This window comes from Levilactobacillus fujinensis, assembly GCF_003946335.1.
GTDB classification, from domain to species: Bacteria; Bacillota; Bacilli; order Lactobacillales; family Lactobacillaceae; genus Levilactobacillus; species Levilactobacillus fujinensis.
In genome coordinates, this window is record NZ_RHNX01000010.1 from 1 (window position 1) to 25,677 (window position 25,677).

General features: G+C 47.6%; 19 protein-coding genes. 4 read left to right on the forward strand and 15 right to left on the reverse strand.

What is annotated here, in order from left to right; genetic code table 11:
* Positions 1-204: 204 nt before the first annotated feature.
* The 10 genes from EKM89_RS05235 to EKM89_RS05280 form a co-directional block, all read right to left on the reverse strand.
* A complete protein-coding gene (locus EKM89_RS05235) occupies positions 205-2,538 on the reverse strand; it encodes an L-type lectin family protein (protein WP_125686366.1) in 2,334 nt (777 codons plus the stop codon).
* 575 nt (positions 2,539-3,113) lie between these two features.
* Positions 3,114-5,369 carry a WxL domain-containing protein gene (locus EKM89_RS05240; RefSeq protein ID WP_125686368.1) on the reverse strand — a complete coding sequence of 752 codons (2,256 nt, stop codon included), beginning with the start codon at positions 5,367-5,369 and terminating at the stop codon, positions 3,114-3,116.
* Positions 5,370-6,162: 793 nt separating this feature from the next.
* The gene (locus tag EKM89_RS05245; RefSeq protein ID WP_125686370.1) at positions 6,163-7,218 is read right to left on the reverse strand and encodes a DUF916 and DUF3324 domain-containing protein; all 1,056 of its coding nucleotides are present in this window, start codon (positions 7,216-7,218) and stop codon (positions 6,163-6,165) included.
* Positions 7,219-7,304: 86 nt separating this feature from the next.
* The gene (locus EKM89_RS05250; RefSeq protein WP_125686372.1) at positions 7,305-7,985 is read right to left on the reverse strand and encodes a WxL domain-containing protein; all 681 of its coding nucleotides are present in this window, start codon (positions 7,983-7,985) and stop codon (positions 7,305-7,307) included.
* Between the two features lie 31 nt (positions 7,986-8,016).
* On the reverse strand, positions 8,017-8,724 hold the full coding sequence (locus EKM89_RS05255) for a WxL domain-containing protein (protein WP_125686374.1): 708 nt from the start codon (positions 8,722-8,724) through the stop codon (positions 8,017-8,019).
* Positions 8,717-9,151 (reverse strand): LPXTG cell wall anchor domain-containing protein, encoded by a 435-nt coding sequence (locus EKM89_RS05260; protein WP_125686376.1) that lies wholly within the window; start codon positions 9,149-9,151, stop codon positions 8,717-8,719. Before EKM89_RS05260 ends, EKM89_RS05255 begins: the two co-directional genes overlap by 8 nt.
* Positions 9,152-9,679: 528 nt before the next feature.
* On the reverse strand, positions 9,680-10,390 hold the full coding sequence (locus tag EKM89_RS05265; protein ID WP_125686378.1) for a class A sortase: 711 nt from the start codon (positions 10,388-10,390) through the stop codon (positions 9,680-9,682).
* A gap of 1,000 nt (positions 10,391-11,390) precedes the next feature.
* Positions 11,391-11,642 (reverse strand): type B 50S ribosomal protein L31, encoded by a 252-nt coding sequence (locus tag EKM89_RS05270; protein ID WP_048732595.1) that lies wholly within the window; start codon positions 11,640-11,642, stop codon positions 11,391-11,393.
* Positions 11,643-11,743: 101 nt separating this feature from the next.
* Positions 11,744-13,030, reverse strand: a complete 1,287-nt coding sequence (locus tag EKM89_RS05275) for a UDP-N-acetylglucosamine 1-carboxyvinyltransferase (RefSeq protein WP_125686381.1) — start codon at positions 13,028-13,030, stop codon at positions 11,744-11,746.
* A gap of 186 nt (positions 13,031-13,216) precedes the next feature.
* Complete coding sequence (locus EKM89_RS05280; protein WP_125686383.1) at positions 13,217-13,753, reverse strand: TetR/AcrR family transcriptional regulator; 537 nt, start codon at positions 13,751-13,753, stop codon at positions 13,217-13,219.
* Between the two features lie 190 nt (positions 13,754-13,943).
* On the opposite strand from EKM89_RS05280, the gene EKM89_RS05285 reads away from it, so the two are divergent.
* Positions 13,944-16,280: an ABC transporter ATP-binding protein/permease gene (locus EKM89_RS05285; RefSeq protein WP_125686386.1), complete on the forward strand. Its 2,337-nt coding sequence runs from the start codon at positions 13,944-13,946 to the stop codon at positions 16,278-16,280.
* A gap of 497 nt (positions 16,281-16,777) precedes the next feature.
* Here the strand turns inward: EKM89_RS05285 and budA are convergent, their stop codons facing one another.
* A complete protein-coding gene (budA, locus tag EKM89_RS05290; RefSeq protein ID WP_125686388.1) occupies positions 16,778-17,488 on the reverse strand; it encodes an acetolactate decarboxylase in 711 nt (236 codons plus the stop codon).
* Between the two features lie 13 nt (positions 17,489-17,501).
* A complete protein-coding gene (gene alsS, locus EKM89_RS05295) occupies positions 17,502-19,178 on the reverse strand; it encodes an acetolactate synthase AlsS (protein WP_125686390.1) in 1,677 nt (558 codons plus the stop codon).
* A gap of 138 nt (positions 19,179-19,316) precedes the next feature.
* On the opposite strand from alsS, the gene EKM89_RS05300 reads away from it, so the two are divergent.
* Entirely contained in the window at positions 19,317-19,736 is a 420-nt protein-coding gene (locus EKM89_RS05300) for a MarR family winged helix-turn-helix transcriptional regulator (protein ID WP_125686392.1), read from the forward strand.
* Between the two features lie 389 nt (positions 19,737-20,125).
* On the opposite strand, the gene EKM89_RS05305 is transcribed toward EKM89_RS05300, so the two are convergent.
* The 3 genes from EKM89_RS05305 to EKM89_RS05315 all read right to left on the reverse strand — a co-directional run bounded on the left by EKM89_RS05305 (position 20,126) and on the right by EKM89_RS05315 (position 23,043).
* Positions 20,126-21,733 (reverse strand): CTP synthase, encoded by a 1,608-nt coding sequence (locus EKM89_RS05305; RefSeq protein WP_125686394.1) that lies wholly within the window; start codon positions 21,731-21,733, stop codon positions 20,126-20,128.
* 168 nt (positions 21,734-21,901) lie between these two features.
* Complete coding sequence (rpoE, locus tag EKM89_RS05310) at positions 21,902-22,558, reverse strand: DNA-directed RNA polymerase subunit delta (protein ID WP_125686396.1); 657 nt, start codon at positions 22,556-22,558, stop codon at positions 21,902-21,904.
* Positions 22,559-22,602: 44 nt separating this feature from the next.
* Positions 22,603-23,043, reverse strand: coding sequence for a DUF1934 domain-containing protein (locus EKM89_RS05315; protein WP_125686398.1), 441 nt, complete (start codon positions 23,041-23,043; stop codon positions 22,603-22,605).
* 421 nt (positions 23,044-23,464) lie between these two features.
* Here EKM89_RS05315 and EKM89_RS05320 point away from each other — a divergent pair, with 421 nt between their 5' ends.
* Both EKM89_RS05320 and EKM89_RS05325 read left to right on the forward strand, forming a co-directional pair.
* Positions 23,465-24,292, forward strand: coding sequence for a lipoate--protein ligase family protein (locus EKM89_RS05320; protein WP_125686400.1), 828 nt, complete (start codon positions 23,465-23,467; stop codon positions 24,290-24,292).
* 19 nt (positions 24,293-24,311) lie between these two features.
* Positions 24,312-25,676, forward strand: coding sequence for an HD domain-containing protein (locus tag EKM89_RS05325; protein ID WP_125686402.1), 1,365 nt, complete (start codon positions 24,312-24,314; stop codon positions 25,674-25,676).
* Position 25,677 lies beyond the last annotated feature (1 nt).

The window sequence follows — 25,677 nt, forward strand, 5'->3', positions numbered from 1 at the left end:
GTACAAAAAAGAGGCCCAATTCGTAAATGAATTGAACCTCCGAAATTCCCTCCATCAACACCGGTTGACAAAGAGCCAAACAAAATAAGTTATACTGCATCTCTACTTCACCTAAATTCTACAAAAAAGCACCAATGATCAGCGCCTCATCTCTAAGGTGCCACCATTGATGCCTGTTACTTTCTATTCTACTGTGGTTATCGTCTAAGGTGCCAACTCCAGTGTCCAGTCAATCGTCCCCGTGTAGGAGCCGTTGACCGCCCCACCGTTCACATTGAGTAGGATGCCAGAATTACTGGTCCAGTCGCTAGCAATGTTAGTCGAATTAGCCGTGCCATCCGTTGTGTCACTGGAAACAACCGTACCATCATCGCTATTTAAGGTTGTGGTTCCAGCAGCGTTCTTGTAAATCAAGGCCCCATCTAGCTCACTGTCCGGAACGTTATCGTTGTACATACCAGCCGTCTTGGCAGTCACTTTCCAACTACTCCCAGCAATCAATGAACTGTCCACATCCAGACGCCAAGCACCATTCGATTCATCTCGAGGCACGGTCTGCGTCCCACTGCCGCTCAACGTCGTGGTCTCAAATGTCATTGCCCCGCTGGTATCACCGAAGTCAACGGTTCCCCCAGTCACAGTTGCCGTATCACTGGCACTATAACTGCTCGACTTAGCGCTGACCTGAACTGTAGAACTTCCAGCGAGCACCTTATCAATATTTACGGTAAAATCATACCCACCAGCAGCATTGGCCGTCGTGGATAAATCAATGTCCTTAGCGGCAATGTCAGTCACCGTCCCATCGGGTGCCGTCATAGTCGCTGTGAGTGTCGTGTTACTTCCCGTAACGGTACTATCCGTCGAGGAAACACTTCCCTTGACCGTCGTTGCCGTGTTCGCGTTAGCGGCGATCGTCTTAGGGCTAAGACTGACAGTAAATGGTGACGCTGTAATCTTGAAACTATTAGTTTTTGCACTAGTGATCGCATTATCCCCGACAAATGAAGACACCGCTGTGGCGGAAGTTGCGGCCACATTATTGGCCGTCCCCTCAAGGGTAATGACTGCTTGATTGTTGCTACTATTCAGGTTATCCACGTTAACATCTAATTTATTATTACTAATATCTGCGGGTGAAAGTGACTTGGTCGCGGTCGTTGAATTCGGGTAGGAGATTTCTGCTTTGTTCCAATTGATGTTCGCCGGTAAATTCAGTGAACTCTTAATGTTGGACCAATCTTCTTCGCCGCTCTCATAGTTTAACGTATAGGTCGCCTTCACGGCATCGTTTCCACTGACCCCGTATCCCGAAGTAATCGTCGCGTTGTTCTTAGTTTCATCGGTCAACGTTGCGGTGGAATTCACATTAGCTTGACCCGGAACTTGTTCAAAGGCCACAACACTGGTTTCACTGTTGGTCCCAGTCGTCCCAGTGAACCCCCAGTAGACGTTGGGATCCGATTCAGAGACATCTAAATTAGAAAGATCGATACTTTCTCTCGCATACGTATTGTTGTTCTGGGGCTTAGGGGCTCCGGTCGTTGCGTCTTTATCATTGTAGGAATACGTGATGGTCCCCGTATTGCCACCATCAGTGGGCGCCGTGTAGTCTAACGTAATGTGTTGCCAGTTCCCCAAGGACATGAACCGATCCCCGGAATTATCACGGATCAACCCCCGGTGAGCAAGGCCAAAGTAATTGTAGGTACCGTAGCTGTATTGCGGGATGTTAAAAATACCACCATATCCGGTAAAGAACTTTCCTGCTTGTGGATAAGCGTAATAAGAGGTGTTCATATCAGGATAATTTGACGCAATGTGTTCCCCTTTAATTGTTTCATTAATATCATCATTACCCGAGCCCGGATTATACCCAATACCATTAAACACCGGATTCGTACCATCATCATTAGCCGTATATTGACCAATATCAAATGAATTTGGATCCGTTTGGTTCACTATCCAGTTTTTTGCGGGAACTGTTTGGTCAACTCCCGTATCGAACTCCAGTGCCCAGCTCTTTTGAATCGCTGAATTCTGTAAGTCGGTCGTGGTACTCCCAGCCTTTCGGGGATCCACTCCCCAGACGCCTAACGACTCACCGGTTCCGGAAAAGGCGCTATTACTGCTATTCTGAAGAACAAAAGCTATCCCGTCACCAGGGGTTGCCCCATTGGTGCCAATGTACACCCACATTGATGCTCGCTGGTTTTTGTACATGTTAAATGATTTTCCGTTAGACCAAATGGCACCACCCGTATTCGCCGCACCATCTTGCGTCAGCGAAACACCATCGCCCTTGCTCCCCGTCAAGATTTGCGCCGCGTTGCTAATCTGACTGGTACCAGAGCCAATCGTATCCGGCTTATTAAAATAACTATTCCCCGCAACCTTAAGTGATTGTGGTGCTGAATTTAACACGGACTGCGGATCCGTCGTGACGGCTTGCCCCACAACTGTCCCGTGCCACAACCCCCAACTAAAGCTGGCCACAACAGCTCCAGTAATTGCTAACATCTTATTTCGAAATCTCATAAAAAAGCTCCCTTCGCCCGACCCTCATCAGGCAAAAAAACATCCGGTGCACGCCCTAGTCTACTCGTGTCCTTTTTACTGCTATCACTCAACTTATGACCCGATTACTATCTTACCAGTTAATGTATTTGTGAAAAAATGCTATTTACATCTTATCGTGACTGGTACTACCGGTGAACTTACTTAACTGCGGCTAACCATGTCCTTCACTAAAGCTTATCACTAAATATAGTATACCATCAGAACCAAAAAGGTAAAGGTCAAAAATTAATTTAATCATAGTTGATTATTATCCTATTTATACAGCTGGTTCCTTTAGTAGCAATACTTACGACAGATTTATCGTCTGATTACGAAATCCAAAAGAAGCGCACTAACTTCCGAATGGTCCTAGCCATACCAGTAAAAGTGTAACCGGAATTTTAAGTCCTGGTTTTCCTTGCATCAGGCAATCAATCTCGAAAAAAGCGTCTTCGCCTATGTGCCTCCCAATTAGTCACCACAAAAATAACTGCTACAGCTAGTCGTTGTCGACCAGATATAGCAGCTACTTTCAAACGTATTCAACTCATTGTTTATCCTGGTGCGTTCTCCAGTCCCCACTGAATTGTGCCCGTGTAGGTCCCAGCAACGGCCCCACTGCTAACATCCAGCAAGAGGCCAGAATCGTCGCTCCACTGACTAGTCGCATTAAACGAATCATCATCACTGGTGGTCGTCCGTTTAGCCACAACTTCGGTCGATGATCCCAGCACAACCGGCGTCGCGTCTGCCGAGGATTTGTAGACCAAATTCATCGTCGTCGCGGGCAGATTACTGGCCTGCAACGGCGCAGACATTTGCGCCGTCAACTGCCAGCTAGACCCCGTACCACGTTGATCATCAACATTAATTTGCCACGGTCCGTCTCGCGGAACTAACATATGAGAACCGGTCAAGTCGGCCGTGTATGATACATTATCGTCAACGTTACCAAATGCTAATGGCCCGCTGACGGTAATATCCGAAATGAGATCATCAGTTGTATAGCCATCGTAGCTTAGGAGATGCAATAGCAATTCGTTTTTCCCGTGTTGCAATTTAGCCGCGGGCACCGTGTACGAGAACGTTCCCGTGTAGCCACTCGTTGTATTTCCAGAAACAGAACTAGGATCGATAGTCATATCATCGATTGGCAAGCCATTCAAACTCCCTTGCAAGGTGAACCCGCCACTAGTGATCGGCGACCCTGATAGCTTAAATTGTCCCTTAACGGTCACATCCTGATTAGGCTCAGTCATAATCGAATCGTAGCTTTCACCAGCGAGCCACCCAATTCTAAATTGCGTCGTGGCTTTGTACACTGTATAGGGCACCATATCTGCCGTCGCAACCCCGTAAGTTCCCACAAACTTACTCGTGGTACCGCTAATGGTAGCCGTCGAGCTTGTCGGGTTGTCTTGCCGACCATAAATTGTAATGTCCGCTGTCTTATTTTTGTTGTCCAAAGCCTCACTCAGCGCAAAATTCAACTCTTGCGCACTCTGAGCCGAAGCAAGATCAATCGTCTGCGTCGTCCCATTCGCATAAGTCACCACACCAGACTTGGGGACAAAACCACTAGGCATACTAATCTTGGCTTTGGGTTGCCACTCACTCCGTCCGGAATTATACGTTAAATTATAGTCCAGACGCAAGCGGCTCCCACCCATGATGATTTGGCCATTGGTCACGGCACTGTTGTCCGCCTGGTTATGAATACTAGTAGATGCATCGGCATCCACTAAACCAGGAATTTGTTCGAAGACCACCAGGTTATTTTCGGCATAGGCCCCTGTCGATCCAGTAAAGCCCCAATAGGCGTGGCCCGTTCCATCGTCAACCGTCGTTGGATCTAATTCATAATGATTCGACTGCTGAACGTCTGACGTCGTTGCCTCTCCCGTATTGGGATCCTTATCGTTGATTGTGTATACCACGTCACCCTTACCACCACTCGTTGTAGGCGGTGTGTACTGCACGGTTAGATGATGCCAAGCCCCATTAGTCAACCAACTTCCACTATTTGCAATGGGACCATTATGATTCATTTTGGTAAAATACGTGACGCTATCATATTTTGTCAGTTTACGATAGTAAGTTGCACCCTGCCCGGTCGCCGCCGGATAGGCAGCCGCAATATGCTGTTTTCCAGTAATCACAGCATCGTTTCCAGAAGTATTTTGATTGCCAGTTCCCAAATCAAAGCTAGTGGCAGCCTTGGCCTGATCAACAGTGACACTCGAGCTCGTATTAGGAAACGTATCAAATTCCAACGCCCAGCTCTTCTGAATAGCTTGTGCACCGACTAAGGTCGGGTAATAATTCGAAACATCATCGGGGAAACCCCAGACCCCCATTGTTTCCTGTCCTCGAGGGTTGCCATCTTTATCAACTGAGGTCGCGTTTGCACCCTGATTTTGAATCACAAAGGCCATACCATCGCCCATTTTACCCACAGCGCCATTGCCGAAATACATCCACATTGAGGCTTTCTGTTTCTGGTTTAAATCAAAGTAAAAATCATCTTTTTTTGCCCAGATCGTTCCCAATTGTCCAACGTCATTTGTTAACTGCACGGCCTGAGTATTGTTTGAATTCAACGGTGTCACGTCCGCTGAATTAGTCATTGTAGCATTATTAAATGATGGTACATTAAAATACTGCTCAATGGGCAAGCCTTGTGGCATTGACGCCTTTGCACTTGCAAGGTCGGCATCTGCCGCCGCATCCGCATGACCAATCAGTGGCTGGCCCAATCCCAAAATTGCAAACGCGCTGACCAATGCGACTAATAATCGCTTACATTTCATGGGCGATTTCTCCCCTCTATCTTTGACTTCCGTAATCGCCCCCAAGAACAACGGCCAATGTGCGCATTGTTTTATGGGTAAAATTAAATAGCATAACCACTAAACCCACGTCAGCAGTTCACATTGACTGTAAATTCACAATCGGGTGACACATTTTTAACAGAATTAGGTGTCATTTTAGACGTTACAATTAGTCATTTATGTGGAATGCGTCATTTAAGCCCATTTCCACCCGTAATCAGATGCTAGTCCCTAGTTCTAGGCTATCTGCCTAACCCCATTATACGGTATAAAGGCGAATAATCAAAGCTGTTCATGTCTAAAACTCGCAATTAATTCCATAAACACTTTAAACGAAGAATGGTTAGCTAGTTGTGTAAATATACTAACTTGTGAGCAATTCCAATCACCCTTAAAACTTAACTTTGTAGGACAATTTTTTAACCTCAAAATAAATTTAGTGGTGTCTTGCCCCCTAATTAACCCGTAAACGTTCTTTATATAACCTTTTATGTTTGTAACTTTACCTGCCTAACTTAGCTCTTGTCACATTCGCATGACTCGAACGTGTCCATTGGCCCTGTGTTTGGCTGGAAGCGTTCCCCAATCCCTGGCGGCCGGAGTGCGGCTGTTTTCACTAATTTAGCTGTGACAATTCCTACTATCGCAAGAGTAACGCAAACATTTTGGCTTTCAACCTTTCGCTTGGCATAGTAAAAAACGTCACGGTGAATGAATCCGACAGTTAGTCGTTTCCGTCCACCATGACGCTTCAGTATGCCAATTTATTTAGTTATTTTTCATCACTATCATCGTCATCGTAGTACTCATCGTCATCTCGGCGACGCTTCCACAAGAGGTAAATAATGATTGCGATCAACAAGAGAATCAAGATACCACCAGCAACGAACCACCAGAAGTAATTCTTTTGTTGTGGCGTATTAATTTTGTTCTTTAACGAATTGATCTGTGCTTGCGTGATACTAAAGTTCTTAACAAAGTGCCAAGTATACCCACCCTTGGCAGAAGCATCCAAAGTTAACGTGTAATCTCCCGCTGCAAGTTTGGTGTCCCCCCAAGGAATTGAGTAGTTAAAGTTACTATTAGGTGCCATCGCCATGTTTGCTTTTTCATTGCTCAGGACAGTCTTACTTTCACCTTGTTTCGTCACTTTAGCCTTAATCTTTAGGTTCGACATAATTCCGGGTTCTGGGTTTTGTAAGTTAGCTTGAACTTGGTTATAGGCGTTAATCTGGCCGGCCTTAACCGTATTCAGCTTCATGTTAGGCCCAACGTACGCACTACTTTCACGTAAGCGAACACCGATAACATATGCGAACTGGTTTTTAATATTAACACCCTTTGAACTGTTACCCTTGGTAGAGCCCATCTTCTTAACGAAGACACCACCTAAGATCATTCCTTTTATTTTATCGGCCGGCATCTTATATGTAACGTAAACTACCTTTTTACTCTTAGCAGGAATCGTTACCTTTTGCGAACGCGATCCAATAAAAATATCACTAATCCCAATTTTTAATGAGCTATCTTTTTTAGGATTATGGTTACTGTAATCAATGACCCCATTATCATTCGTAATCGATTGGTTAACGCCATACTGGAAAGTCGCTTTCTTTTTTCCTGAGTTAGCGATAATAATTCCCAGCTTTTGCTTCTGATTTGGCTTAACCCGTAACGCAAAATAGGTTACGGATTTATCATCCTGATTTTTAGGCAATTGCGCTGCAACGGAAAATCCTACCCCGTCCGCATGAGCGACAGCTTGCCCCCATGAACCAAAGACAAATATAGCCCCCAACAACATTAATATTCGCAAATATCGTTTCATGGTTCCAGCCTCCGACTTCTCACATAATACCTACATTATACCAAAAATAGCGATGACTGTCGTCACCGCTATCATCTAAATATTCCTTATTGTGGTGTATCCGACAACAACCATGATAGTGTGCCGCGATACGTTTGCTGCTGTGTAACAGCAGCACTCATCACAAGTAACTTAGTAGGCGCACTTGCATCGTAATTTAAGTTCATAATCCAAGTACCCATACCAGCATTCTTGCCAGCCCTACCAATTAATGAATAGCTTCCAATTGGCAGTAATTGGGTTGATGTCGCAACGACGCTAGGTGTTCCACTAACATTTTTTCCTGAAGGAATAAACCTCGCCGCACCTAATTCGATACTCGCTTGAGAAATGGCTGTTGAATCCTTATCACCCACTAGGGCACTCGGCTTCACTTGCAATTGCCAGCCAGCACCGGTTGACCTTCTATCACTAATTTGAACGAAAGCCTTTGTGTTAGTGGCATTTGAAACTATCTGAGTGCCACTAATTCCCTGCTGAACAAAGTTTAAATTAGAAACGTAATCCAAAGTCAATTTACCTGTGGAATCTGTTCCCTCACCCGGAAATTCATTGCCCGATCCATTTGGATCTTTCGGATCAACGGGTGAAGTGTCTTCATTGGGATTAAGTGTGGCTTCCGCATGTGAAGTTCTCGCACCCGAATCAGTGGACTGCGCAAGCGCGGTACCCGTAATACCAGTTCCCAGAGCTAGCGAAGCTACTATCAATAACAGATATCTAGTCACTGCGCAACCCCCCTTGCTTTAATTTAAAAGCTTAGGCCACTGTGTTAGTTGGGGCGTTAGTTAATTGCCAGTTCAGGTTAGCGGTGTAAACACCAGCAACAGTTTGTGAAGGGATGCTGATCGTGGCATTTGTGAATGCTTCGTTCCAAGTTCCCATACCATCGCCTGCAGCAGCGGACATAACAGTTTGAACACCATTAGCAGCCCCACCATTAAGTTTTACAACTTGGGTTGTAGGAGCGCCCGTCGTACTGTCAACGGTTGTCCCATCAGCACCTACGTTGGTAGAAGTCAATGCCCCTGGATTTAAGACCATTTGTGCACCGGTCAGTTGATGCGTTTTGCCAGCATCCTTCATCGCATCGGCAGTGGATACTTGAACGATCCAGCCGGTACTGAACCCAGCATTCTTAACTTGTACAGGGTTATCGATGCTGCCTTGCACCCCAGTAGCATTACCATCTTTATCAGTTCCTGCTGGAACCTTGCTAGTGTCCAAAGTTAAGTCAGAACTAGCATCCAAAGTTGCAGTCCCAAAGTCGATATTTGGAACAGTAACTAATTTGATACCACCAGCATCACCAGGGTCAGTCGTGTCAGGCTTTGGCGTGTTCAAAGTTGCAGTAGCCGTCGTGTCTTTCCCAGTACTGGTAGTTGCGGCGTTAGCAGTTACAGTCGTGAATCCAAATCCAGCAACGAGTGCAGCAGTAGCAAGTAATTGTAAAGTTTTCTTAGTCATGATATTTATCTCCCTCAACTTGATTGTCCTTGTCTTTTCTTCTACCAATTAAAATCCCTATCCAAACGAACAACATTAGGATGATACCCGCCATGGCCCCTAGGCCTGCGCGTTCCTCAGAAGTTTGAGGTAAGCGTCCGGTCAAACCTTGGCTTGTAGCTGGCGTTCCTTTGTCAGCACTCTGACTGACGGTAGCCCCCGAACCCGAATTGCTCACGTTCGTTGGTATCGTCGTTCCGCTGTTAGAGCCCTCATTCACGAGGTCCCCGTCGTTACCCGATTCCAATGTTCCGGAAGTGGATGACTTTGGCGGTGTTAACTCTACCGTATAAGTTGATTGCTGGACATCGGCCCGAACGGCCATTGGAAATCCCCAACCGACGATTAGCAGGCTCAGTATCAGCAATCCTATTTTTCTAAATCGCATCGCTGTCCCATCCTCACATCCTTGATCCTTGTAGCCTCTTCAACTTGCAACGTACCATTTTCATGGTGTTTGTTTGAATCATCTGATGACCTCTCATCTGATTACATTGTTATAGTACCACGCATTTTGAGTTCTGTCCACAATTAATCATGTGTGGTACAAAACGCGTCCTGTAGAATTCTTTTATCCCATCAATATCGTTTTATAGTATAAACGTCATTACAGTTAAAACGTTATTATATCAACGTTTGTTGCTCATTCATCACTACAGTACAGTTGGTACTTTTGGTAGACTAACTTGAAAAATATCGTTTGATAAGCGAATTTCAATGTTTGTTCATAGGGTGTTTGCTCAGTTAGATTAGTCGCTGGTATTGTAACGCAACCTTTGAAAGCCCTTGCAAATAGCCATGCTATCGACATTACAGTCTTAAAGGCGCCTTAAAAATTTCACAAGCATAAAAAATCATAAAAAAATAACATTTTTTGCTTTTTGGGCAAAAAACGTCATTTTTCGAAGGATTCCCTTCAATATTTATTGTTAAAACTTCCTTGAAACCCTTTTTGAACCGATGCTGGTGCGTTCTTATAAGCCATCTGCTTGACGTAAGTCCCCTGGATCATTAACCGGTTAGCACCAGTTGCATCACACGTAATCAGTGTGACCAACTTCTTTTGCGTCTGCGCAACCACCTGTACGTCGGTCGCTGGAATAAACTTACGCACGCTGACCTTATACACATAGACCTTCTTCGCATTAGTTAGGTAGATAGACTGACCAACTCTGGTCTTCCAATAGAGTGGACTAAACAAGAGCGTTTGTGAACTCATATGATGCCCAGCTAACGGGTAATTTCCTTGCCCCATTGTCTGGTCTGGTCGCATGGTTCCCGCCGTTAAAGCAAGCACTTCATTGCTGACGCCCTTAGCAATCGGTAAATGAATCTTAGACTGCGGCATGAGGATCTCCCCAACTACGTGAATATCAGCCGTATTCCAACGCGCCTTGGCCACCGTCGAGAAGTCTAAGGATTTAACCTTGCTGAAGTCGTAGGAAGCCTTTTGCTTCTCATTTTTCTTAACTGACTTCTGCGTAATCTGTGGTTGATAGGACGAAATCAACCAATTCTTGATCTGCTCGTTAAAAATCAGACCCAATGAAATCACAATTAACACTAGAAAAATTACCGACCAGAACCACCGCCACCGGTGCTTCTTGGGTTGTTGCTTCTCTGCCATGGTTTTCCACTTCCCCATTTATCTCTTCGCTGTGAAGTTTACCCTATTTCTTACAAAAAGGAAACAGGAACGATTGGGGGGTACCGGAAACAAAATAGCTTGTCAGGGTGCCTAACAGCGCCAATGCTGCTCGTTTCTCTGTTCCGAGAGGAATTGTCCCGGCCGCGTGTCACACCCCTTAAACCGGTCGCCATTCCCCTACAGCTTGTCAAGTTCTCTCATAATTATCTCGTGGTCTGCACCTAAAGACCCACAAAGTAGTTATCACAACCTGACCGGTCACTTACTGATCGGTGGTTACCCGTACCTGATTGGCCACTTACCAATTAGCAATGCAACGTTCTGTGGCGTGCCAAAACGCTTACCCATAGATAAGTATTTAATTAACTCACCGTCCACCGCAAACCACCTATCGCCTGTATTTCTTCAATTAATGACCGAACGCGCGGATCATTGCCCCAACCTGTCTACTATTTCTGTAAATAGGTGCTATTTTCTTCTGCCAAATATAATTTTACGCCATTAAGGCTATACTCCCACCGCAACTAGTCCCCCTATAATTTTGATTTGTCTGTGTAAGCACCCTTGACGTCACAACTTAATTAGTACCCGACTGCTTGCATTGTAATTTAAGGATTGAAAGTTTCAAAACACCTATTTTGACCGTTCTCGCAACAATACTGTAGCTAAAGCTAGGCAATATAGCCCTATCATCATCTTCCCAGCCGGCAAATTTAGGCGAGAAACGGTGCAAACACAACTTGAAACCTCTAAAGGACCGCGTCTCCAATCTTACTTTTCTATCAAATCAGCAGAAAGTTCACTCATCGGCTTCAGCCAATATCTGGCAGTTGCCAAAGCAATAAACCAGATTCAGTTGTTCAATTCTAGTCTCAGTAGCATCGTGACGGTATTTAGGATCTTTCAACCGCAATAACTGCACAAAAAAATCCGGTAACGGATAAACCGTACCGGATCAGACAAATCATAAATTTTATAATTAGTCGTTGGATAAGCCGTACTTCTTGTTGAAACGATCCACAGCACCATCGGCTTGAGTAAACTTTTGCTTACCAGTGTAGAATGGGTGGGAATCTGAAGAAATTTCGACACGGATCAATGGGTAAGTGTTACCATCTTCCCATTCAACCGTTTCAGCTGAAGTTGCCGTTGAACCAGACAAGAACTGGAAACCAGTACTTGAGTCTTGGAACACAACTTCGTGGTAATCTGGATGAATTCCTTGCTTCATAATGTATTACGCTCCTTTGCCCTGAACCATTTACTGGAACAGAGATTGATTTTAATCGTCAACCGTTGAATTATAACATGAAACCAAGCCTGCGGCAATGGCTAATCTTGGCCATTCTCCACCAGACTATCCTCAACGATTTCTACATCGGCGTTTAACGCCGTTAATTTATCTACGATTCGATCGTATCCGCGCAAGATATTATCCGCTTGGCTGATCTCCGTATCGCCATCGGCCATTAACCCAGCAATCACCAGCGATGCACCAGCCCGAATTTCACCAGCCTGGACCTGTGACCCCATCAGATCGTTCGTCGGGTCGACCACAATGGTTCCCTCCTCAGAACGAATATTGGCGCCCATCTTCCGCAGCTCGGCAATGTGCTTGATTCGTTTGGGATAAATCGTATCGATAACCACACTACTCCCATCTGCTTTGAACAACAACGGCGTAATTGGCTGTTGTAAGTCCGTCGCGAATCCTGGGAATGGCATCGTTTTAATCTGAATGGGCTTTAAGTTGTCCGCGCGAGGCACATAAATACTGTCCTCGTTGATTTCTAACGGCACACCCATTTCAATCATTTTGGCGGTGAAGGCTTCCAAGTGTTCTGGAATGACGTTCTTCAAAACGACGCCATCCCCCACTGCAGCCGCCATCGACAAATAAGTACCGGCTTCGATCCGGTCCGGAATAATCGTATGTGTATTCATCGCCCGCAACGTGGCAACACCTTCGATTCGAATCACATCGGTTCCCGCCCCACGGACGTGAGCACCCATGTTATTCAAGAAGGTCGCAATATCGATGATTTCCGGTTCCTTAGCCGCATTTTCAATCACCGTTGTGCCGACCGCTTTAACAGCCGCCAAGATGGAATTGATCGTCGCACCAACAGAGACCATATCTAAGAAGATACGGGCCCCGTGTAAGCCTTCAGGTCCAGTCGTGATGCGGACCGTTCCATCATGTTCCTCGACCGAAGCACCCAAAGCTTTGAATGCCTTAATGTGCTGGTCGATTGGCCGTGGCCCAATATTGTCGCCGCCAGGAAAACTTAGTGTGGCCCGTTGGAACCGCCCCAACAAGGACCCCATAAAATAATACGACGCCCGTAAGCTCTTGATGGCCTTACTTGGGAGTGGTGCCTCTACGATTTCCGTAGGGTCAATGGTCAAGACCCCCTCTTCAAACGTCGAGTGCACGTTCATTGATTTCAAAATTAACATTAGGTTATGCACATCAAGAATATCCGGTACCGTATCGAAGCGAACCGGTGTATCAGCTAAAATTGCTGCCGGAATTAATGCTACTGTGCTATTTTTAGCGCCGCCAATCGTCACTTCACCTGTGAGGCGTTGGCCGCCATGAATAATCATTTTCTTCATTGTGATGTGTTCCTCACTTAATTTTTCTTCCATATAATTCCATACAGTCAGATACCATGATAAATAATGCCAGGCAAAAAGACAACTGTTTCCCGGCATTTCGGGCAAAATGTAATATTTCTCGTGCACATTTACGTGATTTTCACATAATTTTATTAATAACACGAGTTGCGCCTACTAAACCACCTACAACACCACGTCACGCATATCATCCAAATCTTTCGCCAGAATAGTGTCGATAATGATACGTGTCAGCTGTTGTGGGGTCTCCGGCATACCATCTTTGACCCATTTTTTCAAAATACTTTGGAGCCCGGCCCCAATGTAGACCCCCTGATAGTTGTTGATCAACGGTGGTTCCGGTCCGCTTGTCCTCATCAACTCCTGCATGCGTTCCAACAACTGGGTCTTGCCCTCGACAAAGACGAGGTTGCTGAGCTTCTTATCGCGATAAAAAGCCGTCAGTAGGTGTTCCAAGGCCTGGGTGGGTGTCTCCCCATCCAGTGGATTGAGCGAGGTCACAAAGGCCTTCTCGATGCTTTCGACGCAATCATAAATGTCGTTATAATACCGGTAGAACGTGGTGCGGTTAACGTCGGCCTGTTCACAGACTTCGGTGACGGAAATCGCGTTGATCGGTTTACTTTCCAATAAGGACAGCACGGTCTCTTGAATCACCTGCTGAGTGTACTGGGCCCGGCGATTATTTTTCACACCAACCATAAAGACTCACTCCCATAAATGCAACAGTTATGCGTAATTTGTTGCGTTAACAACAGTTCTGCTAACATTGCTGATTGCCAGCGGCACTGTTTGTTTTTAGAATATAAGACACAGTGTTGCAGTAATGCCATTTTATCAGAAAAAATGCTGGAACGATAGTCATACTCAGAATATGAAAGGATTATTTTAAATGCTGGAACTCAAACACATCAAGAAATACTACTACGTCGGCGATTCGGTCACTAAGGCCCTCGACGACGTTTCTGTTGCTTTTCGTTCCCAGGAGTTTGTCGCCATCCTCGGGCCCAGCGGTTCCGGGAAGACGACCATGCTGAACGGCATTGGTGGCCTGGACATCTATGATTCCGGCGACCTCGCCATCGAAGGCAAGTCGACCAAGGATTTCTCCGAAGCCGATTGGGACGCCTACCGAAACAACTCTGTGGGATTCATTTTCCAAAGTTACAACATCATTGGTCACTTAAGCATTCTCGATAACGTTGAAATGGGGATGACACTGAGTGGTGTCCCCAACCAAGAAAAGAAGGAGAAGGCGCTCAAAGCCCTCGACCGGGTCGGTCTGACCGACCACATTGGTAAGAAACCTAACCAACTATCTGGTGGGCAACTGCAACGGGTCGCCATCGCGCGGGCCATTGCTAACGAGCCCGAAATTCTACTGTGTGACGAACCAACCGGCGCCCTGGATACCGAGACCAGCGATGAGATCATGCAACTGATCAAAGAACTGTCCGCTGAACGCCTAGTTATCATGGTCACGCATAATCCTGATTTGGCGCGACAATACGCCGACCGGATCATCGAATTTGCCGATGGAAAGATTCAACACGACTCCAACCCCTACGACGAACACGCCGATGCCGAACAATTTGAGTTAAAGAAAACGAAGATGACTTTCTGGACGGCGCTGAAGTTATCCTTCAACAATATTCGGACCAAGAAAGGCCGGACCGCGCTGACGGCATTTGCCTCCAGTATCGGAATCATCGGTATTGCCATCGTTTTGGCGCTATCTAACGGCTTCCAGGCGCAGATCAACAAGACCCAAGCCAACACGCTGGCTCAGTTTCCTGTGACCATTTCACAGACGGCCACGAGCACCACGGGTGGGACCAACAGCAATGACAAGGTCAAAACCAGTAAGTCCAGCAAGGTCACGGCCAAGGTCAGTGACGCGGATAAGGCAACTCATACCAATAAGCTTACCAAAGGTTACTTAAACTACGTTAAAAAACTCGACAGTAAGCTGAGTAAAAACGTGACCTACACCTATTCGACCGGGATGAACTTATTGCGTGAGGTAAATGGCAAGACCAAGACGGTCTCCTTCTCCAACACTGACAGTAGTAATGCGAGCTCCGCAAGTGCGATGTCCGCAGCTATGGCCAACTCGACCGGGGTCGGCGTCTCCGTCTACCCCAGTGCTAACGATGGTGGCACGACCTTTCTGAAGAAACACTACAAATTGTTATCTGGTGCCTACCCTAAGGGCGCCAACGACGTGGTTCTGATTGTCGACCGCGACAATTCGACCAACATCAACGCCCTGAAGAACCTAGGTTACACCGTCAAGGACAACCAGAAGTTCAACTACAGTAAAATCGTTGGTACGACCATCAAGGCCGTCAACAACGACGACTACTACCAAAGCCTACCTACCGGGAATTATGTTCCTAATAAGGCAACGACTTCCTTGTACAACAAGAATGACAATACTACCATTAAAATCGCTGGAATCTTGCGGGTCAAGTCGAAATCATCCGAGAACGTCTTGGCTTCCGGAATTGCCTACAGCGACAAGTTGACCCAAAATATGATTCAGGCCAACAAAAACTCCAAGATCGTTAAGGCCCAAAAGAAGGCCGACAGCAATGTAATCACTGGCCAAAACGTTGATAGTACGACCAAGAAGACGCTGGTCAGCTATCTGGGGGGCTCGACCACACCCGCTAGTATCCTGATCTACCCAAATACGTTTAAGAACAAGGACAAGGTCCTAAGTTACTTGGACAAGTACAACAAGGGCAAGAGTAAGGCAGACAAGGTCATCTACACGGATATGGCCGGTACGGTCTCCAGCTTGACGGGTGGTCTGATGGATGCCATCACCTACGTTCTGGTAGCTTTCGCTGGTATTTCACTGGTCACGAGTATGATCATGATTGCCATCATCACCTACACCTCCGTTCTAGAACGGACCAAGGAAATTGGGATTCTGAAGGCCTTGGGGGCACGGAAAAAGGATATCACCCGCGTGTTCGATGCTGAAACCTTTATCCTCGGTGTCGGTTCCGGTGCCCTGGGCGTTGTGATTGCTTGGCTGTTGACGTTCCCCATCAACATCGTCTTGCAAAACATCACCGACCTCAGTAACGTCGCGCACCTCAACCCAATTCATGGTATCGTGCTGATCATCATCAGTACCGTCCTGACCATGCTGGGTGGCCACATCCCTGCACGGATGGCGGCCAAGAAGGACGCGGCAACAGCTTTGCGTTCGGAATAAGCTTTGTTTCATGGTAAATGAAAAGGAGAGTGGGACATAAGGCGGTTAGTTTGCGAGCATTAACGTGATAGCAGGAATTATGCCTGATTCTGGCATAATTTTTGCTATCGGGTTAAGCGCAACAAACTGCCTTATGTCCCACGTTTCGGCACCATAGTGGCGTAAACAAAAGTTGCTTCTTTCAGAATTATTAGATTCTGAAAGGAGCAACTTTTTGAGTTATGTCCCACTCTCCTTTTGGTATGTGCTGAAGGTTGAAAGTTCTCAAATACTCATCATGACTGTTGTCACAACGATATGGAAACTAAGATTGGGAAACTTAGTCCAGTCATCGCCTTACCAGCCAGCAAATATGGGCTGGAACGGTGCGAACCCAACTTGAAGCCTCACGTTGATCCATGGCAATCACTCCCATGCGTTCAACACCGGCACAAAAAACAGCGTTATCTGGACATCGACCGTAATCGGTGTCCAGATAACGCTGTCTGATTTATAACTTAACCTTCCGCTTGGTGCACATCTTCCTTGATGTTATCCTGCGCGAAATCGTGTTGTCGGTAGTCATCGTTGTCAACAGGCAAGTGCTGTTCCAACGTTGAAAACAGCTGGATGCTGACGTCACCAGTGACTGCTGCAAAATCTAGCAGGTGGCCGCCAAAGGTATGGTCGTCCGCCAAGAAATGGTGGTGGAATCCGCCCACAGCAATGCCGTCAAACAGTTGTGGTGAGTAGTAGCCAATTAACGTCCCGGCGACCTCATCACGGGTGAAGACGCTCTGTTGCTTAGCCGTTTCGGCCAATGACTTGTACGGTTGGCTCGATTTGGCAACCGCCCGGGTCTTCACGCCACTAAATGTCCCGGTAATTTTAATCGAGAAGAACGCGTTCTGTAACCCACTCAGCTCCAAAATCTGTTGGTTCAAATCCGTCTTGCTGGCAGATTCCACCGACATCAGAGGTTGGTAGTCCGCAAAGTGACTGTTGGCAAATGGCAACGTGAAGTCATCGCCGACCACGTGAACTTCGCCGCGACTATTGACCTGATAGGGCTTGCCCGCTAAGATGATCAGCTCGCCATCCAGACCTTCACCAGTCCCAATTCCGGTATCACCGTGTTGCAGCAATTCCTTCATGGTCAGCGTCCCGGTCAAAAGGCCAGGAACCAGTAATGCTAACGTACCGTGTTGATAAAGTGTGTCTGTTTTCATTCGATTACTCCCTTTAGCTGAGGACGTCCTCTAATAATTGTGACTTCAACTTAAGGTTATCACGGTAGTCAACCGGAATCTGAACTACAACGGGGCCGTCAGACTTGAAGGCTTCGTCTAAGATCTTGCCCAGATTGGCAGCATGGTCAACTCGCAATCCTTTGGCACCAAAGCTTTCAGCATACTTCACGTAGTCCACCGGACCAAACTTAACGCCGGCGTCTTTGCCGTATTTCGCCAATTCTTGGAACTTAACCATGTCGTAGTAACCGTCATCCCAAATCAGTTGCACGATTGGCAAATGTAAGCGGACAGCCGTTTCCAGATCTTGGCCAGAGAACAGGAAGCCCCCATCCCCAGCAACAGAAACGACTGGTTGGCCTGGACGTTCCAGCGCAGCAGCAATCGCCCAAGGTAAGGCAACCCCTAACGTCTGCATTCCGTTACTGAACAGTAGGTGACGGGGTTGGTAGCTCCGGAAATAACGGGCCATCCAAATGTAAAAACTCCCCACATCAACCGCCACCGTAGTGTCATCGTTGACTTTTGCTTGTAAAGCCTGGATGATAGCCAGTGGGTGAATCCCATTAGCATCATCGGCAGCAGGCACTTGCGCTTGGTCGTCAAAGGCTTTTCGGTGTTCGCTCAATTCCTTCTGAACGTCATCGGCCAATGCCCAGCCAGCTGGCAACTTGTCAGCGATAGCGGTCACCGTCTTAGCAATGTCAGCCTTAACCACCATTTCTGGTTGGTAATCGGTTGAAATTTCAGGAACGATACTATCAATGTTAATGACTTCCCCATTACGGTCGGTATTCCAGATCCGCGCTTCGTATTCCACGGGATCGTACCCAACGGCAATGACGAGGTCACTACGTTTCAGCAAGCTGTCCCCAATTTGGTTACGGAACAGGCCAACCCGGCCAAAGTAGTCGCGCACTAAGTCATGTGCAACCACCCCAGCGCCCTGGAACGTTTCAACAACGGGAAGATCAGCTTGCTTGAGCAAGGCCCGAATCGCAGCCGTTTCGGCTGGTGCGGAGGCCCGCATGCCGGCTAAAATGACCGGTAATTTAGCAGCTTTGATCTTGTCAACAATGCTAGTAATCGTGGCGTCATCAGCGACACCCTGATTGACCGTTGGCACTGCCCCAATTTCTGGGCGGTCAACATCACCGTTCAAGACGTTTTGTGGCAGGGAGATAAACGTTGCCCCAGCCTTAGCGGAGCGTGACGTCTGATAGGCGTTGGCAAAAGCTTCGGATAAGTTATTGGCGTTTTGAACTTCCACGCTGGACTTGGTTGCGGAATCCATCAGTTCCTTACTAGGAATACTTTGATGGGTCAACCGACCGAGGTCATCTTGGGGCACTTGGCCACCCAAAGCGATGACGGGGTCCCCTTCGGCAGTAGCCGTAATCAGGCTGGTCGTCATGTTGGAAACACCGGGACCAGAAGTCGTCGCAACGACCCCAGGTTTACCGGTAACCCGGCCGATTCCGGAAGCCATCAAGGCCGCATTCTGTTCGTGACGCGTTACAATTAGTTTTGGTGTGCGTGGATCTTTGCTATACTGTAAGCCTTCAAACAATTGGTCAACCTTGGCCCCAGGAATACCAAAAACGTATTTGATTCCCTGATTGATCATGCTTTGGATCAATGCTTGTGCACCTGTTTTTGAAGTTGTCATTAGCAATACCCCATTCTTAGATTTAAATTTGAAATTAAATTTAGTTGTGTTGACAAATCAACATGAGTTCATCATAATAGCTGTAAGTTGTTTTGTCAACATGAAAATCCATGAAAGTTTGTGAAAGGAGTTTTCCCAATGAAAGATCTCGGTTACTTAGCACAAGACATCTCGATTCTTCACCGAAAATACTACAAGGATACCCGTGAGTCCTTCAAAGAATTGGGGCTTAACCCTACGGCGGCTTGTGTTTTACTGACCGTCCACGAGTACCCCCAGGTCAACCAGAATCAGGTGGCCAAGTCACTCGTCATCGATAAGGGACTAACCACCCGCGAGGTCAATAAGCTCCAAAGTCTCGACTACTTAGCGAAAACGGCTGGCAGCGGTAAGGCACAACTCCTGACACTCACAAAAACTGGTGAGGCCGTCGTCGACCAAGTCCAAACCATTCGTCGTAGCTGGTGGCAGGCCCGCTTTGATGAGACTGGTATCGACGCCCACAGCCCCCTGATTCCAGCGATTGAAGCGGCAGTTGCTAGTATTATTGATGACTAGACTGGCTTAGTAGAAAAGCAAGCTTGGAGACTCGGTACTTGCGAGGCTTCAAGTTGTGTTCGCACCGATCTAGCCCATATCTGCTGGCTGGTAAGACGATGATTGGACTGTGTTGCCTAGCTGTAGCCGCAGCATGACTGTTGTATTGCTGTTACAACAGTCATACTAGATGTTTTGCAAATTTCAATCTTTAAATAGCAGAAAAGAGCCTGGGATAATAACTCCCCAGGCTCCTTTGATATCTCCGAATTTATAGTGCTAAAACGTGGGACAAAAGGCAGCTGAATCCGCTTAAAACTGATAGCCAAATAATCCAAACCCGGGATTATTCGGTTATCAGCCTTAATGCTCGCCAGCTAATCGCCTTTTGTCCCACTCTGCCTTCAAATTTAGTCCTTAACTTCCTTGCTAGCTGCAGCCACAAAGTCACGGAACAAGCCCTCTGGCCGGTTTGGCCGTGAGAGAAATTCTGGGTGATATTGGGCAGCTACGAAGAACTTCTTCTTTGGCAGCTCAATGACTTCTACCAAGTGATCGTCAGGTGACGTTCCGGAGAAGACCAATCCCTTAGCGGCCATTTCGGCACGGTACTGGTTGTTGAATTCGTAGCGGTGACGGTGGCGTTCTTCCACCATGGCTTGGTTGTCGTAAGCGGCAGCAGCCTTGCTACCGGGCTTCAACTTGCAAGGGTACAGGCCCAACCGTTGGGTCCCCCCCATTTCATGCACGTCGGCTTGGTCAGCCATCAGGTCAATGATCTTATGCGTGGTACCCGGATTCATTTCCGTTGAGTTGGCGTCCTTATAACCTAAAACGTCACGTGCAAATTCAATACTGGCAACCTGCATCCCCAAGCAAATGCCCAGGAATGGCACATCTTCTTCACGGGCATACTTGATGGCGGTAATCATACCTTCGATTCCCCGGTCGCCAAATCCACCGGGAACGATGATCCCATCGGCATCACCCAAGATGTCCTTGACGTTGTCATCGGTGATCTTTTCGGCATCGATCATGTCCAAATCAATGTTGGCATCAACCGGGTAGCCAGCGTGTTGCAAAGCTTCGGCCACGGAAATGTAGGCATCGTGTAACGCCACGTACTTTCCTACCAAGGCAATCTTGATGGTCCGTGTTAAATTCTGCATATGATCGACCATCGCTGCCCATTGCGCCATGTCCGACTTTGGTGCATTGACCTTGAAGTGGTCCAAAACAATTTGGTCTAGCCCCTGGTCCTGTAAGCGTAGCGGAATCGAGTAAATCGTGGACACATCCATCGATTCAATCACGGCTTCCGGCTTCACGTCACAGAACAACGCAATCTTTTGCCGCATCTCGTCGGTAATTGGATTTTCCGTCCGTACGACCAAAATATTTGGCTGAATCCCAATGCTCCGAAGTTCGCGCACAGAGTGTTGTGTCGGCTTCGTCTTCATTTCGTGTGCCGCGTGCAGCGTTGGCACTAACGTGGTGTGGATGTAGACCACATTTTCGTCGCCGACCTCCGACTTCATTTGCCGAATGGCTTCCAAGAACGGTTGGGATTCGATATCCCCAACGGTCCCACCAATCTCGGTGATCACAAAGTCAGCGCCGAGCGTCTTGCCGGCACGCATAATCTTTTCCTTGATCATTCCGGTAATGTGCGGAATAACCTGAACCGTGGCACCCAAGTAGTCGCCACGGCGTTCCTTTTCCAAAACTTCAGAGTAAATCTTACCAGTCGTGACGTTCGAATATTTATTCAAATTATTGTCAATAAACCGTTCATAGTGACCCAAGTCCAGGTCCGTTTCGGTACCATCGTCGGTTACGAAGACTTCCCCATGTTGATAAGGATTCATCGTGCCGGGATCCACGTTGATGTACGGATCAAATTTTTGAATGGTTACGTTTAGACCACGGTTCTTCAATAGTCGTCCTAAAGAAGCGGCCACAATCCCCTTACCTAGTGATGAAACCACGCCGCCAGTGACAAAAATATATTTGGTCATGTGCAAACTCCTCGTAAGATTATTTAGGGTCGGAAAAAATTATAAAAAAAGCTCCCTATCCATTGCGAATAGGGAGCTTTACCGTCCAGTTGTCCTTGCTACAAGTAGCAGGGAGCCCAAAAAACATAATACCTGCTTTTAGGGAGGAGGTCAAGCGAACGACGACATTTATTTTTGTTGCTCGTCGTCCTCTTCATCATCGTCGTCAGATTCGTCATCGTCGGCTGAGAAGTCAAGATTATCATCTTCATCGTCGTCCGGCGTTTCCATTTGGGAAAGCTGGTCTTCGATACCATCCGGAATATCTTCCGAATCGTCTTCTTCATCATCGTCGTCGATGCCTAAACCGGTCTGCAACTTACCCAAATCAGGGGTCGTTGAACCAGTATCATCGTCATCGTCGTCATCAGCCGCGTAGCTGGTGTCGTCGTCCTCTGGATCGTCATCGTCGTAATCGATCACGTCATCATCGTCGGTCGTGTCGGCCAAGAAGGCGTTAACCTTCTTACGCTTCTTACGCTTAGGTTGATCTTCATCTTCCTCAGCGTGAACCGTCGCTTCATCGATGGATTCAAACGGATACCAAGTTCGCAGTCCCCAAAGGTTATCACCCAGAGAAATGAAACTACCATCGACATTTAAATCCGTATAGAATTGGGACAGCCGGTCACGAATCTCTTCGTCGCTGTCGCCCAAATACGATTGGACGGCGTTGGCTAAGTCGGCAAACCCCATCACGTCGCCGTGTTGAGACAAAATGGCGTGAGCAACTTCGATCATTGATAATTCCTTTTTATTCTGGCCCTCAAAGACTTTTAATTCCAAACTGGTGCACGTCCTTTCCACAGTCTACGAAATATGATACTCGTTTATGCCGTAAATTGCAATCTAATCTTGTAGTTCCCGACCAAATCGTCGTTGGCATAAAGCAGGTAATCAATCTTAACATTGCCACTAAACGGCTTTTGCTTGAAACTGGTCTCCAAGTACGGTGTGACCGTCTCAATCGGCATAATACCATAAGGCGTGCTATACCGGGCCGTGACTCGCTTGCCACTGACAAAATGGAGCCGCAGTTCGGCCTCAGCATTTCTAGTCAGGTGGACTTCACCATCCGGCGTAAACTTCATGGTAACCGGTGTTTGTTCACCCGTCTCTTTATTCGGCTCCAAGTACCGCAGATAGAGGTTGCTGCCCATCTGGACCAGCTGACCATCCACGTCCAAACGGTAATCGGAAACATTTTCGTCTTGCTTGATATGCGTTTCCAAGTGAATCATAACGGGCACCCCCGTAGATAATTGATCCATTTACACCCTTCCTTTCCGCGAATTGTCTGGCCTAATTATAGTTCATTTTCCATGGAAAACCTACCATTTGTGTAATTGGATTTTCGTTACTCCGGCTTCGGTCAGCGGGTACGCCTCTGGCTGTCGGAAATTCTGTCTGTTGTGGGGAATGCCTAACGAGAGTGGAACAAAATATGACGCACGCCGTCAAACCGGCCAAACAATGACGTAGCAAGCGTTTTCTAGTATAATAAGACGTTGAAGTCTGTCTACGGCGAGTAGAACATCAAACACCGTCTTTAGACTTACGCTAGTCTATTTATCCGTGTTTCCTTTACGCTATTGATGCGTTGCCGTTGGTCATCAAAGTGCCACCTGATGACCACACGACCGGATATAACCATTTTACGACCCAAACCTAAATAAAAAGGAAGGTGGGACTATGGGTCCCTTTGCTTTACCGACTACAACCATTCAAACCGTGACCACGCCCATTTTGGCCACAAAAAAAAATCAAGCGTTCGGGTATACCAATGCCCTGTTAGACCTCGTGGTGACCCTTCAGCAGCCCATTTTGCACTTCTGGACCATGCAACCGACCGTTATCATGGGACTGAAGGATAAGCGGCTGCCAGACCTTAAAGCGGCAATTAGAGCCATTCAGGGACACGGTTACGATTACGTGCTTCGCAATTCCGGTGGCTTGGCCGTGATCAGTGACGGTGGCGTGCTCAACGTTTCCCTATTTACACCGCTGACCTCGCCCCCCATCAGCGTTGACGCAGCCTATGCGCAAATGATGCAACTGGTGGCCGCCGCCTGGCCTGAACTGGCGATCGATCACTACGAGATTACCCGTTCCTATTGTCCCGGCGACTACGACCTTAGCGTTAACGGTTTAAAAATCGCCGGTATCGCGCAACGGCGGAGTCCTCACGCGCTGGTGACCATGCTCTACCTCGGCGTGACTGGCAATCAGACCGCACGTGGCGAAATCGTTCGTGATTTCTACCACGCTGGGTTAGGCGGCCACACCAACGACTGGGATTTTCCAAACGTTGACCCCGCCGTCATGACCACGACGGCTGCCTTGCTCCAACAAGACATGACCGTGGCTGACGCTCAAACTCGCTTCATTACGGCCTGCCAAACGGCCGGTCTCACCGTCGAACGTGAAAAACTAGCCACTTTAATGGCCACACCCACATTCACTACGGCGCTCGACCACGCCACCGCGCAGATGGCCCGCCGCCAACCGCAACTAGACTAACCTATGAGGAGGAATCACTGTGAACTACGCCCAAGCACGTTTACCCCGGGAGAAAGTCTTTCGGGACCCCGTGCACAACTATATTTACGTGCAACACCAGATTATCTTAGATTTGATCAACACCCGGGAATTTCAACGGCTCCGGCGCATTAAACAGCTGGGAACCGCCTCTTTGATTTTTCACGGCGCCGAACATTCGCGTTTCACCCACTCACTAGGCGTTTACGAAATCACGCGGCAGATTTGCGACAACTTTCAACGCAACTACCCCACCAAGGTACCGGGCGATGGCGGTTGGGACGACCACGAACGCTTAACGGCATTGTGCGCGGCCCTGCTCCACGACATCGGCCACGGCCCTTACTCACACACGTTTGAACACATCTTTCACACCGACCACGAAGCCATCACGGCCGAAATCTTGACTTCACCAGAAACGGAGGTGAATCAGGTTCTGCGGCGGGTCAGCGCGACCTTCCCCGCCGAAGTCGCCAGTGTCATTCAGAAAACCTACCCGAATCCACAAGTTGTTCAGATGATCTCCAGTCAGATTGACGCCGACCGGATGGACTACCTCCTACGTGATGCCTACTACACCGGCACCCAGTACGGGACGTTTGACCTGACCCGGATTCTGCGCGTGATGCGCCCTTACAAGGATGGCATCGCCTTTGCCATGAACGGGATGCACGCGGTCGAAGACTACATCGTCAGCCGCTTTCAAATGTACCAGCAAGTCTACTTTCACCCCGTCTCCCGTTCCATGGAGGTCATTTTGGATCACCTGCTCGGCCGGGCCAACGAGCTCTACCAAACGGGGCAAAGTGATGAGAGCTTCATTCCTCACTTGCTATTGCCCTTCTTCGATCACGAATTCAACCTACAAGACTACCTAAACTTGGACGATGGCGTGTTGACCACTTACTTCATCCACTGGCGCCAGTCACCCGACGACATTTTAGCCGACATGGCCCACCGCTTCTTGGATCGCAAACCGCTAAAGAGTGCCGTGGTCACCGAAGACACGGCGACGCTCTTACCACAGCTACAGGACATGATTCGCTCCGTGGGCTTCAATACCGACTATTACACGGCGACCGACAATAGTTATGATCTCCCGTACGATGATGCTTACGACCCCAAGGTGACCCACCCATTGACACAGATTGAATTGCAAGAACCGGATGGCACGCTACAGGAACTCTCGACGGTCTCCGACTTGGTCAATGCCATTCGGGGAAAATTCACCGGGGATCAACGCTTCTTCTTCCCAAAGGAAATGTTGAACCCGGGCGATGACGCCCCCGAGATCTTCCAACCGATTTATGATAACTTCGGCCGTTACATTCAAAACAACCAACTTATTCACCCAAAGGAGAACTAAT

Excerpts from the sequence above, each read along its gene's own strand:
- budA (WP_125686388.1), bottom strand. The coding sequence starts at position 17,488 with ATGAAAACAGACACACTTTATCAACACGGTACGTTAGCATTACTGGTT.
- EKM89_RS05275 (WP_125686381.1), bottom strand. The coding sequence starts at position 13,030 with ATGAAGAAAATGATTATTCATGGCGGCCAACGCCTCACAGGTGAAGTG.
- EKM89_RS05300 (WP_125686392.1), top strand. The coding sequence starts at position 19,317 with ATGAAAGATCTCGGTTACTTAGCACAAGACATCTCGATTCTTCACCGA.
- EKM89_RS05280 (WP_125686383.1), bottom strand. The coding sequence starts at position 13,753 with ATGGTTGGTGTGAAAAATAATCGCCGGGCCCAGTACACTCAGCAGGTG.
- EKM89_RS05240 (WP_125686368.1), bottom strand. The coding sequence starts at position 5,369 with ATGAAATGTAAGCGATTATTAGTCGCATTGGTCAGCGCGTTTGCAATT.
- EKM89_RS05245 (WP_125686370.1), bottom strand. The coding sequence starts at position 7,218 with ATGAAACGATATTTGCGAATATTAATGTTGTTGGGGGCTATATTTGTC.
- EKM89_RS05255 (WP_125686374.1), bottom strand. The coding sequence starts at position 8,724 with ATGACTAAGAAAACTTTACAATTACTTGCTACTGCTGCACTCGTTGCT.
- EKM89_RS05265 (WP_125686378.1), bottom strand. The coding sequence starts at position 10,390 with ATGGCAGAGAAGCAACAACCCAAGAAGCACCGGTGGCGGTGGTTCTGG.
- EKM89_RS05315 (WP_125686398.1), bottom strand. The coding sequence starts at position 23,043 with ATGGATCAATTATCTACGGGGGTGCCCGTTATGATTCACTTGGAAACG.
- EKM89_RS05320 (WP_125686400.1), top strand. The coding sequence starts at position 23,465 with ATGGGTCCCTTTGCTTTACCGACTACAACCATTCAAACCGTGACCACG.
- EKM89_RS05305 (WP_125686394.1), bottom strand. The coding sequence starts at position 21,733 with ATGACCAAATATATTTTTGTCACTGGCGGCGTGGTTTCATCACTAGGT.
- EKM89_RS05285 (WP_125686386.1), top strand. The coding sequence starts at position 13,944 with ATGCTGGAACTCAAACACATCAAGAAATACTACTACGTCGGCGATTCG.
- EKM89_RS05235 (WP_125686366.1), bottom strand. The coding sequence starts at position 2,538 with ATGAGATTTCGAAATAAGATGTTAGCAATTACTGGAGCTGTTGTGGCC.
- EKM89_RS05270 (WP_048732595.1), bottom strand. The coding sequence starts at position 11,642 with ATGAAGCAAGGAATTCATCCAGATTACCACGAAGTTGTGTTCCAAGAC.
- EKM89_RS05260 (WP_125686376.1), bottom strand. The coding sequence starts at position 9,151 with ATGCGATTTAGAAAAATAGGATTGCTGATACTGAGCCTGCTAATCGTC.
- alsS (WP_125686390.1), bottom strand. The coding sequence starts at position 19,178 with ATGACAACTTCAAAAACAGGTGCACAAGCATTGATCCAAAGCATGATC.